Source organism: Rhizobium sp. 768_B6_N1_8, assembly GCF_051811225.1.
In the GTDB taxonomy this organism is placed as follows: Bacteria; Pseudomonadota; Alphaproteobacteria; order Rhizobiales; family Rhizobiaceae; genus Rhizobium.
The window spans coordinates 3,102,766-3,115,113 of the sequence record NZ_JBPWPV010000001.1; the positions used below are offsets into that span (position 1 = coordinate 3,102,766).

Below are 12,348 nucleotides of genomic sequence, written 5' to 3' on the forward strand. Positions count from 1 at the left end.
GAAAGGCTCTTCCCGGTTCTCCCGGGAAGAGCCGCTCCACGCCCATGATCAAATATGCACTCCGTCGATTGCTGTCGACGATCCCCGTTCTGTGGATCGCCGTCACAGCTTGCTTTTTCGTTTTGCGCCTTGCCCCCGGCGGCCCCTTCGATGGCGAAAGGCCATTGCCGCCGGTGATCCTGAAAAACCTTGCGGCCCACTACAATCTGGATAAGCCGCTCATTCAGCAGTACCTGATCTATGTCGGCGACCTGCTGAAAGGTGACCTCGGCCCCTCCTTCGCGAGCGAGGACTTCACCGTCACCCAGCAGATCATGATCGGCCTGCCCTACACCTTCACCATCGGTACGGCTGCCTTCCTGATCGCCATCATCGTCGGCGTGGGTGTCGGCTGTCTTGGGGCGCTCTATCAGAACAAGGCACCGGATTATATTCTGGGTGCCCTTATTCTCGTAGGCGTCGTTCTCCCGAACTTCCTGATCGCGCCCATCATGCAGCTCGTCTTCGGCATCCACCTCGCGTGGTTTCCAGTCGGTGGCTGGGGTGACGGCTCGATCAAATACCTCGTCTTGCCGATCTTCGTTCTGGCGTTACCGCATGCCGGCCGCATCTCGCGCATCACCCGCGGCTCGATGATCGAGGTGATGAACCAGAACTTCATCCGCACCGCCAAGGCAAAGGGCATCGGCCCGCGCCTGACGGTCATGCGCCACGCGCTGAAGCCCGCCATGATGCCCGTCGTCTCCTATCTGGGCCCGGCGGCAAGCTACCTTCTCACCGGCTCGCTGGTTGTCGAAAGCATCTTCGGATTGCCCGGCATCGGCCGCTATTTCGTCAACGCAGCGCTGAACCGCGATTACGGCATGGTTCTCGGTACGGTCATCTTCTACATGGTGCTGATCGTGTTCCTGAACCTTCTGGTCGACATCGCCTATGCCTGGCTGGACCCGAAAGTGAGAAACAGATGATCCTCAATCCTGCAAAAAGAGAGCTGCTCGCAGCCGAATTGCTGGAAGCGGAAGGCCTGGCTCCGGAAGGTCGCTCGCTGACGAAAGACGCCCTGCGCCGTCTCTCCCGCAACAAGGCGGCAGTCATCTCCATCGGCGTGCTGGTGCTGCTGATCCTCGCCGCCTTCCTCGGCCCGAACTTCATCCCCTTCAACTATGAAGACCCGGATTGGGCCGCCTTCCGCACCCCGCCCTCCTTCGAAAGCGGCCACTATTTCGGCACCGACCCGAACGGCCGCGACCTGCTCGCCCGCGTGCTCTATGGCACGCGCGTTTCGCTGGCCGTGGCGCTGACGGCAACCCTCGTCTCCGTCGTCATCGGCGTGCTCTACGGTGCGGTCTCCGGCTATATTGGCGGCCGGCTGGACTCCATCATGATGCGCTTCGTCGACATCATGTATGCGCTCCCCTACATCCTCTTCGTCATCCTGCTGATGGTCATCTTCGGCCGCAACGTCTACCTGCTCTTTGCGGCGATCGGCGCGCTCGAATGGCTGACCATGGCCCGCATCGTGCGCGGCCAGACCCTGTCGCTCAAGCACCGTGAATTCGTGGAGGCTGCCCGCGCTTCGGGTCAGAAGCCCTTCAAGATCATCACCAAGCACATCATCCCGAACCTCGTCGGCCCCGTCGTCATCTTCGCCGCCCTGACCGTGCCTGAGATCATCGCGACCGAGAGCTTCCTTTCCTATCTCGGTTTCGGCGTTCAGGAACCGCTGACCTCGCTCGGCACACTGATTGCCGAAGGCACCGATGCCATGGAAAGCATGCCCTGGCTGCTGATTTTCCCGGCAAGCTTCCTCGTGGCCCTGCTGCTGAGCCTGCTCTTCATCGGCGACGGCCTGCGCGATGCGTTCGACCCGAAGGATCGATAGGATGACCCCAGAAAATCAAAAAGAAAAACAGAACGATATCCTTCTCGAACTGAAGGACTATTCGATCACCTTCGAAACGCCCGAAGGGCAGGTGAAGGCGGTCTCCAACATGAACCTGACGGTGCGCCGCGGCGAGCGCATCGCCATCGTCGGCGAATCCGGTTCGGGCAAGAGCCAGACCTTCCTCGGCATCATGGGCCTGCTCGCCAAGAACGGTAAAACGACCGGTCAGGCTCTGCTCGAAGGCAAGGACGTGCTGGCGCTTAAACCCCGTGAGCTCGACCATGTCCGCGGCAAGGATATGGCCATGGTCTTCCAGGACCCGATGACGGCGCTGAACCCGTCGCTCCGGATTTCCCGGCAGTTGACGGAACAGCTTGAGATTCATCGCGGCTTTACCGCCAAGGCGGCCTCTGCCGCGGCTCTGGAGATGTTGAAGCGCGTCGGCATTCCCGATCCGACACGCCGTTTCAATCTTTATCCGCACGAGCTTTCGGGCGGCATGCGCCAGCGCATCGTCATTGCCATGGCGCTGCTCACCAAGCCGAAACTGCTGATCGCCGACGAGCCGACCACAGCTCTCGATGTAACCATCCAGGCCCAGATCCTCGATCTCTTCAATGATCTGACGGCCGAGATGAACACGGCGCTTCTAATGATCACCCACGACCTCGGCGTCGTCGCGGGTCTCGCAGACAGGGTTGCCGTCATGTATGCCGGCCGCATCGTCGAGGAAGCTCCGGTCGATGAGCTCTTCGAAAACCCGGCCCACCCCTATACGGCCGCGCTCCATGCTTCGATCCCGCGCCCGGACCAGGACGTCGACGACCTCGTCGTCATTCCCGGCCGCCCGCCGAACCTGCAGCACCTGCCGAAGGGCTGCAATTTCTCGCCGCGCTGTTCGCAGGTCCAGGACGATTGCATCGACCGCCCGCCGCAGCTTCAACAGCAGGGGGCAAATCATTGCGCCGCCTGTTTCCATCCCTTCCCCCGCCGCGAGGAGTTGCTGATCCATGGCTGAACGCTCGCTTCTGAGGGTCGAGAACCTGACAACCCAGTTCGAGATCCCCTCGAAATCCTTCTTCAAGCCGCCGCTGATGCTGACGGCCGTCAACAATGTCAGCTTCGATCTCGCCGAAGGCCGCACGCTTGGCATTGTCGGTGAATCCGGCTGCGGCAAGTCGACGCTCGGCCGCTCTATCCTGCGTCTTCTGAAGGCACAGAAGGGCCGTATCCTCTGGCAGGGCCGCAACCTGCTCGATCTGACGGATGAGGAAATGCGTGCCGCACGCCGCGACATGCAGATCATCTTCCAGGATCCGATCGCCTCGCTCGATCCGCGCATGACGGTCGGCGATATCATTGCCGAGCCGCTCACCGTCTTCGAGCCGAAGCTGACAAGGTCTCAGCGTCTTGAGCGCGTGCGGGAGATCATGACCGCCGTCGGTCTGGTGCCGGAAATGATCAACCGTTATCCGCACGAATTCTCGGGCGGTCAGGCGCAGCGCATCGGCATCGCCCGCGCTGTCGTCACCCGGCCGAAGCTCATCATCTGCGACGAACCGGTCTCCGCTCTCGACGTGTCGATCCAGGGCCAGGTCATCACGCTGCTTCGCAAGCTGCGCAAGGAGTTCGGCCTGACGCTGATCTTCATCAGCCACGACCTCTCGGTCGTACGTCTGATCTCGGATGACGTGCTGGTGCTCTATCTTGGCAAGGTCGTGGAAGCCGGTGATTGCGCGACGGTCTTCGAACACCCGGCCCATCCCTACACGCAGGCGCTCTTCTCGGCGGCTCCGATCCCGGATCCTAAACTTGCGCGCCTGCGCAGCCGCATCCGCCTGCAGGGGGACCCGCCCTCGCCGCTCAATCCGCCGAAGGGCTGCGTCTTTTCGCCCCGCTGCTGGAAGGCGACGGATATCTGCCGCACCGAGATGCCGCCGACGGAACTGGTTCGTCCCGGCCAGACGGCTGCCTGCTATCATATGGACAGGCCCTGACCTGAATTCCCCATCGCCCCGCCATCGGGGCGATGGACTTTCCGCTTTCGTTGACTTGTCTCATCCCGCCTCTTCGCGTATCCGCAAGAGCAGAAAAAATCCGGGAGGATGGCTTGAGCGGACGGTTTCTGTCGATCGGCGAATGCATGGTGGAGCTCTCGCAGGCGGGTGAAGGCCTGCTGCGGAAAGGCTTTGCCGGCGATACTTTCAACACCGCATGGTATGCCCGCGCCTGCCTGCCCCCCGCCTGGTCGGTCGATTACTTCACCGCGCTCGGCGATGATCCGATGTCCGACGAGATGGTCGCCTTCATGGGCAAGGCCGGCATCGGCACGGATCTCATCCGCCGCATCAAGGGCAAGACGCCCGGCCTTTACATGATCAATCTGAGGAACGGCGAGCGCTCCTTCAGCTATTGGCGCGACAGTTCGGCCGCCCGCAGTCTCGCGACCGATCCCGACCGCCTGCGCGAAGCAGTGGAAAGTGCCGATGTCGTCTATTTCTCCGGCATCACGCTCGCCATCCTCTCCCAAGACGATGCCGAGACGCTGCTCGCGGAAATCCGCCGTGCTAAGGCCATCGGCAAATTCGTCGTCTTCGATCCCAACATTCGCCCGCGCCTATGGTCGAGCTACGACGTGATGCACATCACAATCAATGAAGGCGCACGCTCCTCCTCGCTGGTCATGCCGAGCTTCGATGATGAGGCCGCCCATTTCGGAGACGCTTCCATCGACGCCACCATTGCGCGCTATCTTGCGCTTGGTGCCTCGCATGTCGTCGTCAAGAACGGCGCCGAAGGTGCAACGCTGAGCTTCGCCAACGAGAAAGCTTACGTGCCGGCGGAAAAGGTCAAAAAGGTCGTCGACACGACGAGCGCGGGCGACAGTTTCAACGGCGCATTCCTTGCTCATTATCTGGAAAACCGGGACGCCCCGGCAGCCGCTCGCTTCGGGGCTAAAATCGCCGCCCGCGTGGTCAGCGAACATGGCGCACTCGTGCCGAAGGAAAAGCTCGGCCTCTGATATAATGATGAAGCCTGCGCATGTCGCTTATCGCGCGGCCACGCGCAGGCCGGCCCCCGCCTAAGCGGTCATTCATCATCGATCGTCAGATCAGGAATTGGGCTTCTTGTCGTCGGCGCGAACGGCTTCGTCGTGATACCAGCAGCTGTCGAGCGCAGCGTCACACACATCAGCGGCCTCCCGCTCCATCATGCGAAAGCGCTCGAAGCGGTTCTGTGCCTGAACGGCCTTGACGGGAAACTGGTAGATTGTCGCGGATTCACGATGGAAACCGATTGCCATGAGATAGCCTTTCTTCAGTTCGGCCTATCAACATTCACGGTCTGTATAATAGCACAATGCACATAGTTTATGCAAATTGCACAAAATAACAGCAATGTTGCAATTATAAACGATCGATGCAGCATTTCCTGATTAAGCTTGCGCTGATTTGTTTAAAACTTAATCCGTCAGCCTCAACGCCAGAATTTTCATCTGGTTCCAACGCGGAAAATGCTCATCTCTAAGCGGGACAGCCACATACCGGCTCCATCCGCCTCCTGCCGCGTCCGCTCCGAAATTGCGACCGCGGGATGATTCGTAAATTTTTTATGTCGACCGCCCGATCTGGCACGCTACGTGCTTCACAAGAGGCATCCCCTGGCGGGAGAGCGCACCCTTGCGTCTACTGCCTCAGGATTTGCTCAAGTTCGCAGCAGAGAGAGTCGCGATGACAAAGTATAAGCTCGAGTATATTTGGCTCGATGGGTACACCCCGGTACCGAACCTGCGTGGCAAGACGCAGATCAAGGAATTCGATAGTTTCCCGACGCTCGAACAGCTCCCGCTCTGGGGCTTCGATGGTTCGTCGACGATGCAGGCTGAAGGCCGCAGCTCTGACTGCGTGCTGAAACCGGTTGCCATCTACCCAGATCCGGCCCGCACCAACGGTGTGCTCGTCATGTGCGAAGTCATGATGCCGGATGGCGTGACACCGCATGCAAGCAACGCTCGTGCGACCATCCTCGACGACGAGGATGCCTGGTTCGGCTTCGAGCAGGAATATTTCTTCTACGAAAACGGCCGTCCGCTCGGCTTCCCCGAGAGCGGCTACCCGGCTCCGCAGGGTCCTTACTACACCGGCGTCGGCTACTCGAATGTCGGTTCGGTTGCCCGCGAAATCGTTGAAGAGCACCTCGACCTCTGCCTCGCTGCCGGCATCAACCACGAAGGCATCAACGCCGAAGTGGCCAAGGGCCAGTGGGAATTCCAGATTTTCGGCAAGGGCTCCAAGAAGGCCGCCGACCAGATCTGGATGGCGCGCTACCTGCTGCAGCGCCTGACCGAAAAATACGGCATCGACATCGAGTATCACTGCAAGCCGCTCGGCGACACCGACTGGAACGGTTCGGGCATGCATTGCAACTTCTCGACCAAGTTCATGCGCGAAGTCGGCGGCAAGGCCTATTTCGAAGCGCTGATGGCGCAGTTCGACAAGAACCTGATGGACCACATCAACGTTTACGGCCCCGACAACGACAAGCGTCTGACCGGCAAGCACGAGACGGCTCCGTGGAACAAGTTCTCCTACGGCGTTGCTGACCGTGGCGCCTCGATCCGTGTTCCGCATTCCTTCGTCAAGAACGACTACAAGGGCTACCTCGAAGATCGCCGCCCGAACTCCCAGGGCGACCCCTACCAGATCGCTTCGCAGGTTCTGAAGACCATCTCGGAAGTCCCGACTTCCGGTTTCGCTTCGGCTGCAGCCTAAGTTTTACTGCGGCGCCGACTTCCCCGTCGGCGCCGTTCCTTTTCAAGGCGCAAACGCCTTTCGGCGATTCATCGCCGACATAATTGCTGGCCCCGGCTGCCGCAAGTTCCTGTAAATACTCGTACAGGGCTGTAATATTTCCATCATGCACTTCCGCCAAAATAAGAATGCGGGAATCGCCATTCCGGAAACCCCGCCAGGGGTTGTGCGTTGCCAAAACTAAGCGACGCTGATGGAAATGGAAACATGCTGCAACGTCCGTCAAATTCATATAGCGGCGAAAGCTGGGCTAGTGCCGCAGCCGCTGGGGCTGTGCCGGAGCGGCTTGTGATCGTCACCGATGCCTGGCATCCGCAGGTCAATGGCGTCGTCCGCTCGATCGAAAACACCAATCGCGAACTGGCCAGGATGGGCGTCGAAGTCTCGATGGTGACGCCCGAGCGTTTCGCCAGCATCCCCTGCCCCACCTACCCTGAGATCCGCCTGTCGATCGCCTGGTACCGGCGCGTCGCCCGCGAGATCGAAAAGCACAATCCTTCCTACGTCCACATCGCGACGGAAGGCCCGCTCGGCCTGTCGGCGCGGCGGTGGTGCATCCGCAAGCGCATGCCCTTTTCCACCAGCTACCACACCCGCTTTCCGGAATATGTGTCGGCTCGCCTGCCGATCCCCGAGAGCTGGCTCTACGCCTTCGTGCGCTGGTTCCATAATGGCGGCGCCGGCTGCATGGTGGCGACGCCCAGCCTTGCCCGCGAACTGGCTGCCAGGGGGCTCAAGAACCTGATGCCCTGGAGCCGCGGCATCGATGCCACGCAATTTCATCCGATGCCGCAGGAGGAAAAGCCCTTCGGCCTTCCCCGGCCGATTTTCATGACAGTCGGCCGCGTGGCATTGGAAAAGAACCTGCCGGCCTTTCTGGATCTCGATCTGCCCGGCTCGAAAGTGGTGGTCGGCGACGGCCCCGCACGCGCCGAACTCGAAGAACGCTATCCGGATGTGCATTTCACCGGCGTGAAATTCGGCGAAGAACTGGCAAATGCCTATGCGCAGGCCGATGTCTTCGTCTTCCCGTCGCTGACGGATACGTTCGGCAACACCATTCTGGAGGCGCTTGCATCAGGCGTCCCGGTCGCGGCCTATCCCGTTACCGGCCCGCTGGATATCATCGGCGAAGAAAGCCTTGTCGGCGCGCTGGACGAGAACCTGCAGGCTGCCTGCATTGCTGCCCTCTCCAGCTCGCGGGAGAAGGCACGCGAGCTTGCCCTGCAATATTCCTGGGAAGCGGCAACGCTGCAATTCATCAACAATATCCGCGCCGCCAACGGCGTCATCACGCCGAAATGGAAGAAGGCGTGGCAATATGCCACCAAATCCCTTCCAAGAAGCAGAAAGCCCGGCGATACCGCCGGGCCTCTCTCTTCAGCTGATTGACCCTTACTTGTGAAGGGCGGCGCGCAGCGTATCGTTGGCGACGGAGATGGCGCCACGCACGGCCGGCGTTTCGGCAATCGCATTCAAGAGCACGAAATCGTGGATCGTGCCGTTGTAGCGGATCGATGTGACCTTCACGCCGGCCTGAGTGAGCTTGCGGCCATAGGCTTCGCCTTCATCGCGCAGCACGTCGTTTTCATCTGTGATGATGAGGGCCGGCGGCAGGCCGTTCAGCTGCTCGAGTGAGGCCTGCAGCGGCGAAGCGGTCGGATCCTTGCGCTTGGCTTCGTCCGGCAGGTAAGCGTTCCAGAACCACTTCATGGCCTCCCTGGTCAGCCACGGGCCATTGGCGAACTGGTTGTAGGAGCCAGTGTCGAAATTAGCGTCGGTGACAGGGTAGAACAGCACCTGCTGGTCGATAGCAGGACCGCCACGTTCCTTGGCAAGCAGCGTCACGACAGCCGCCATATTGCCTCCGACGCTATCGCCGGCAACGGCAAGACGGCTTGCATCCACGTGGAATTCCTTGGCATGATCGGCGACATATTTGGTGGCGGCATAAGCCTGTTCGATGGCGATCGGGTAACGCGCTTCCGGCGAACGATCATAGTCGACAAAGACGACAGCGGCTTTCGCGCCATTGGCAATTTCGCGCACCAGCCTGTCATGTGTATCGGCATCGCCCAATACCCAGCCGCCGCCATGGAAATACATAATCACAGGCAATGTGCCCTTAGCGCCCTCAGGGCGGACGACGCGCAGCTTGACACTGCCCGTCGGGCCGACCTTGATCACCTTATCCTCTTCCTGAGCCGCCAACTTCTTCACGTCGCCCTTCTGGGCACCGGCGAGAATGTTGCGGGCATCGGCAGGCGAGAACGTGTAGATCGGCTTGGAGCCGGCCAGGCTATCGATGAATTTCTGCGTTGTCGGTTCCAGTACCGGATCGGCAAACGCTCCAATGGCGGAAGCTGCCAGGATTGCTGCTGCGGAAACTGCGGTCTTGATCGTCGACATTGTCGTGTCCTCTTCGGGTTTGTTGCGTTCGTCCTGAACACGAGATTTATATCGCACACGACTAATTATCGCACGATAGAAATTATTACATAGCTGCCATGCATTAAAAGCGGCTACGATTATTTATCGCGCGATATAATATCCAGCGGTTTTGGAGATCGTGCCATGTCGAACCAACTGAAACTCGACAGTTTCATCTGCTTTGCCGTCTATACCGCAAGCCACGCCTTTAACCGCGTCTACAAGCCTCTGCTGGACGAACTCGGTCTCACCTATCCGCAATATCTGGCGATGGTTTCCCTTTGGGAAGAAGACGGCCAGACCGTCGGCGGCCTCGGCGAAAAGCTCTTCCTGGAATCGAGCACGCTGACCCCTCTCCTCAAACGCTTGGAAACGGCAGGCTACATCCGCCGCGAACGCAGCAGGCAGGACGAGCGCGTCGTCGTGCTTCGCCTGACGGAGGAAGGCAAGCGTCTGAAGGAAAGAGCTGAGACCGTGCCGGGTTGCATCATCGACGCAAGCGGCCGCGACACGGATCAACTTGCGCGGCTGCAGGCGGAAATCATCGCGCTGCGGGAAGCGCTGAATAAGAGCACCACATAAAAGAACAATTTTTCATTGCATATAGAAGTTGCAATTTCAGGTCGAAATTGTTAACAGTTGGTTACCTTTCTGGGCATGAAGCCAAACGCTCGCTTAGTCCCGACATCAATGTTGATGGCCGGGCTGAAAGGAACCGTTCAATGACGACCATCCCTCCACTTAACCTGTCGGCTCTCGCCATTCTGCGTGACTCGCGCCATCCGGGATATGAAGACGCAGCTCAAGACACGGCGCGACGTATTCTTGCATCTTATACGGTCAATGATGAAGCAATGGCGAACGCCCTCAAAACGATCAGCGAGACGCTCTTTGGCAGCGGAAACACGTCCGCCGGCGAAGATGGTTCAACGATCAACGGCAGCAACAACAGCGATAAGATTCGCTCGGGTTCGCGGAGCACGGTCAACGGTGGTGCGGGCGACGACTCCATACATGCGGGGCACAACAGCGTCGTTAAGGGCGGGGCCGGCAGGGACATAATTCTTGGCGACACAGAGACCACGATTGATGGCGGCGACGGTGACGATATCCTCGTTAGCGGCCCCGACTACGGCGTGGCCGACAGCCCTATGCGCGGAGGGAAAGGCAACGACGTGCTAACTGTCGGCAATGATACCAGCGCCGATGGTGGCGACGGCGACGATATCATAATCGCCGGCTGCAATGCGACGATCTATGAGCGACTTATCAGCGGCGGCGCAGGTAACGACATCATCACCACTAAATATTACAGCGCTGTGGATGGCGGTACGGGCGACGACAGGATCGAGACAGGGTACAAAAGCTCGGCCAAAGGCGGCTCGGGCAACGATATCATTAGTAGCGACTACGAAAGCACGATCGAAGGCGGCAAGGGCAATGACACCATTACTGCGACAGCGGATTCAACCATCCGTTTTTCTGCAGGGGATGGTGAGGATAGCATCAAGCTTCGGGGTGAAAACAACACCATAGCGCTTGGTCCGGGTCTCGCGGCCGCTAATACCATCATCTCGGTATCTGGCGATAAGACAACGATCACTTTCGCCGGCTCTACTGACAAGATCACAGTCGATACACGGTCGATACGCTCTTTTGCGATCAGCTTTGCAGATGGCACGACACAGCAGATCGGCAGACCGTACCCAGTACGCCCTGCACCATCTTCCTTTGCTCAAGCCTACGCCGAGCATTGACTGCTCCGCTATATCAGCAAGCGACAGAAGCGGACTAAGTCCGCCTCTTCTTGCCCTCAAACGGATTGTCCGGCGACCGGTAGTGGATCCGGATCGGTACGCTCGGCATATCGAAATCCGCCCGCAACCCGTTGATCAGATAGCGCGTATAGGATTCCGGCAGGGCATCCGACCGGGTACAGGACACCATGAAGGCCGGCGGGCGCGCCTTTACCTGCGTCATATATTTGAGCTTGATGCGGCGACCGGAAACGGCCGGTGGCGGATGCTGGACCTGCTGCTGCTCCAGCCAGCGATTGAGCTTGGCGGTGGAGATGCGCTTGTTCCAGACACGGTCCGTATCGATGATCGCCTGCATGAGCTTGTCGAGGCCCCAGCCGGTCTGGCCGGAGATCGGCACGGCGCGGATGCCGCGCGCTTGCGGCAGCAGCCGGTCGGTCTTTTCGCGCAGGTCGGCAAGCACGGCCTGGCGATCCTCGATCATATCCCACTTGTTGAAAGCGAGCACGGCCGCGCGGCCTTCGCGCAGCACGAGATCGACGATATGCAGATCCTGCTTCTCGAAGGGGATCGTCGCGTCGAAGACGATGACGACGGTCTCGGCAAAGCGGATGGCGCGCAGCCCATCGGCAACGGAAAGCTTTTCCAGCTTCTCGATCACCTTGGCCTTGCGGCGCATGCCGGCCGTGTCGAACATCTTGATGGTGCGGCCACGCCAGTCCCATTCCACGGAGATGGAATCGCGCGTAATGCCGGCTTCCGGTCCGGTCAGCAGCCGGTCTTCGCCGAGGAAGCGGTTGATCAGCGTCGACTTGCCGGCATTCGGACGACCGACAATTGCCACGCGCAGCGGCTTGGTGTCGTCATAGGCGGGCTCTTCGTCTTCTTCGCCCTCTTCACCGGTCGGCTGCGGCAGATCGACGTCGGTGACGGCAACATCGTCCTTCGACGGATAAGCGACATCCTCGCCGAGCGCGGCAACGATGGCGTCGCGCAGATCGAGCATGCCCTGCCCATGTTCGGCCGAAATCGGCACGGGTTCGCCAAGCCCCAGCGAATAGGCATCGTAGAAACCGCTGTCGGAACCGCGCGCCTCAGACTTGTTGGCAACGAGCACAACCGGCTTGCCGCGACGGCGCAGCATCTCGCCGAGCGCCGTATCGACTGGCGTCAGACCGGTTTTGGCATCGACGACGAAGAGCGATAGATCGGCCTCGTCGATGGCCGTTTCCGTCTGCTGGCGCATGCGGCCCTGCAGGCTTTCATCCGTCATCTCTTCGAGGCCTGCCGTATCGACAATTGTAAAACGCAGGTCGATTAGCCGCGCTTCACCCGGACGGCGGTCGCGGGTCACGCCCGGCGTGTCATCGACAAGCGCAAGCTTCTTCCCGACCAGCCGGTTGAAAAGCGTCGACTTGCCGACATTCGGGCGTCCGACGATGGCGACCGTAAAACTCATTATTTT

General features: G+C 59.9%; 12 protein-coding genes. 9 read left to right on the plus strand and 3 right to left on the minus strand.

Annotation, left to right across the window (positions count from 1 at the left end):
* Positions 1 to 44 precede the first annotated feature (44 nt).
* From AB8B33_RS15940 to AB8B33_RS15960, 5 genes are all read left to right on the plus strand, one after another.
* Complete coding sequence (locus AB8B33_RS15940; protein WP_113321967.1) at positions 45 to 968, plus strand: ABC transporter permease subunit; 924 nt, start codon at positions 45 to 47, stop codon at positions 966 to 968.
* Positions 965 to 1,882: an ABC transporter permease gene (locus AB8B33_RS15945; RefSeq protein ID WP_007824543.1), complete on the plus strand. Its 918-nt coding sequence runs from the start codon at positions 965 to 967 to the stop codon at positions 1,880 to 1,882. Before AB8B33_RS15940 ends, AB8B33_RS15945 begins: the two co-directional genes overlap by 4 nt.
* Before the next feature lies 1 nt (position 1,883).
* Positions 1,884 to 2,903 carry an ABC transporter ATP-binding protein gene (locus AB8B33_RS15950; RefSeq protein ID WP_113321966.1) on the plus strand — a complete coding sequence of 340 codons (1,020 nt, stop codon included), beginning with the start codon at positions 1,884 to 1,886 and terminating at the stop codon, positions 2,901 to 2,903.
* A complete protein-coding gene (locus AB8B33_RS15955; protein WP_113321965.1) occupies positions 2,896 to 3,882 on the plus strand; it encodes an ABC transporter ATP-binding protein in 987 nt (328 codons plus the stop codon). Before AB8B33_RS15950 ends, AB8B33_RS15955 begins: the two co-directional genes overlap by 8 nt.
* A gap of 113 nt (positions 3,883 to 3,995) precedes the next feature.
* Positions 3,996 to 4,907 (plus strand): sugar kinase, encoded by a 912-nt coding sequence (locus tag AB8B33_RS15960; RefSeq protein WP_113321964.1) that lies wholly within the window; start codon positions 3,996 to 3,998, stop codon positions 4,905 to 4,907.
* Positions 4,908 to 4,997: 90 nt separating this feature from the next.
* On the opposite strand, the gene gstI is transcribed toward AB8B33_RS15960, so the two are convergent.
* The gene (gene gstI / locus AB8B33_RS15965; RefSeq protein WP_113321963.1) at positions 4,998 to 5,189 is read right to left on the minus strand and encodes a glutamine synthetase translation inhibitor GstI; all 192 of its coding nucleotides are present in this window, start codon (positions 5,187 to 5,189) and stop codon (positions 4,998 to 5,000) included.
* 427 nt (positions 5,190 to 5,616) lie between these two features.
* On the opposite strand from gstI, the gene AB8B33_RS15970 reads away from it, so the two are divergent.
* Positions 5,617 to 6,657, plus strand: a complete 1,041-nt coding sequence (locus tag AB8B33_RS15970) for a glutamine synthetase beta-grasp domain-containing protein (RefSeq protein WP_113322021.1) — start codon at positions 5,617 to 5,619, stop codon at positions 6,655 to 6,657.
* 246 nt (positions 6,658 to 6,903) lie between these two features.
* Positions 6,904 to 8,088 carry a glycosyltransferase family 4 protein gene (locus AB8B33_RS15975; protein ID WP_439016097.1) on the plus strand — a complete coding sequence of 395 codons (1,185 nt, stop codon included), beginning with the start codon at positions 6,904 to 6,906 and terminating at the stop codon, positions 8,086 to 8,088.
* Positions 8,089 to 8,091: 3 nt separating this feature from the next.
* Here the strand turns inward: AB8B33_RS15975 and AB8B33_RS15980 are convergent, their stop codons facing one another.
* On the minus strand, positions 8,092 to 9,105 hold the full coding sequence (locus tag AB8B33_RS15980) for an alpha/beta hydrolase (protein WP_113321961.1): 1,014 nt from the start codon (positions 9,103 to 9,105) through the stop codon (positions 8,092 to 8,094).
* A gap of 165 nt (positions 9,106 to 9,270) precedes the next feature.
* Between AB8B33_RS15980 and AB8B33_RS15985 the strand changes: the two genes are divergently transcribed.
* Both AB8B33_RS15985 and AB8B33_RS15990 read left to right on the plus strand, forming a co-directional pair.
* Positions 9,271 to 9,708 (plus strand): MarR family winged helix-turn-helix transcriptional regulator, encoded by a 438-nt coding sequence (locus tag AB8B33_RS15985; RefSeq protein ID WP_439016098.1) that lies wholly within the window; start codon positions 9,271 to 9,273, stop codon positions 9,706 to 9,708.
* Positions 9,709 to 9,848: 140 nt separating this feature from the next.
* Positions 9,849 to 10,883: a hypothetical protein gene (locus AB8B33_RS15990; protein WP_439016099.1), complete on the plus strand. Its 1,035-nt coding sequence runs from the start codon at positions 9,849 to 9,851 to the stop codon at positions 10,881 to 10,883.
* A gap of 34 nt (positions 10,884 to 10,917) precedes the next feature.
* Here the strand turns inward: AB8B33_RS15990 and der are convergent, their stop codons facing one another.
* Complete coding sequence (gene der / locus AB8B33_RS15995) at positions 10,918 to 12,342, minus strand: ribosome biogenesis GTPase Der (protein WP_113321959.1); 1,425 nt, start codon at positions 12,340 to 12,342, stop codon at positions 10,918 to 10,920.
* Positions 12,343 to 12,348: the final 6 nt, after the last annotated feature.

Bases quoted from the DNA above. Each gene is read 5' to 3' on its own strand.
- der (WP_113321959.1), bottom strand. From the start codon at position 12,342: ATGAGTTTTACGGTCGCCATCGTCGGACGCCCGAATGTCGGCAAGTCG.
- AB8B33_RS15985 (WP_439016098.1), top strand. From the start codon at position 9,271: ATGTCGAACCAACTGAAACTCGACAGTTTCATCTGCTTTGCCGTCTAT.
- AB8B33_RS15970 (WP_113322021.1), top strand. From the start codon at position 5,617: ATGACAAAGTATAAGCTCGAGTATATTTGGCTCGATGGGTACACCCCG.
- AB8B33_RS15990 (WP_439016099.1), top strand. From the start codon at position 9,849: ATGACGACCATCCCTCCACTTAACCTGTCGGCTCTCGCCATTCTGCGT.
- AB8B33_RS15940 (WP_113321967.1), top strand. From the start codon at position 45: ATGATCAAATATGCACTCCGTCGATTGCTGTCGACGATCCCCGTTCTG.
- gstI (WP_113321963.1), bottom strand. From the start codon at position 5,189: ATGGCAATCGGTTTCCATCGTGAATCCGCGACAATCTACCAGTTTCCC.
- AB8B33_RS15945 (WP_007824543.1), top strand. From the start codon at position 965: ATGATCCTCAATCCTGCAAAAAGAGAGCTGCTCGCAGCCGAATTGCTG.
- AB8B33_RS15950 (WP_113321966.1), top strand. From the start codon at position 1,884: ATGACCCCAGAAAATCAAAAAGAAAAACAGAACGATATCCTTCTCGAA.
- AB8B33_RS15955 (WP_113321965.1), top strand. From the start codon at position 2,896: ATGGCTGAACGCTCGCTTCTGAGGGTCGAGAACCTGACAACCCAGTTC.
- AB8B33_RS15980 (WP_113321961.1), bottom strand. From the start codon at position 9,105: ATGTCGACGATCAAGACCGCAGTTTCCGCAGCAGCAATCCTGGCAGCT.
- AB8B33_RS15975 (WP_439016097.1), top strand. From the start codon at position 6,904: ATGCTGCAACGTCCGTCAAATTCATATAGCGGCGAAAGCTGGGCTAGT.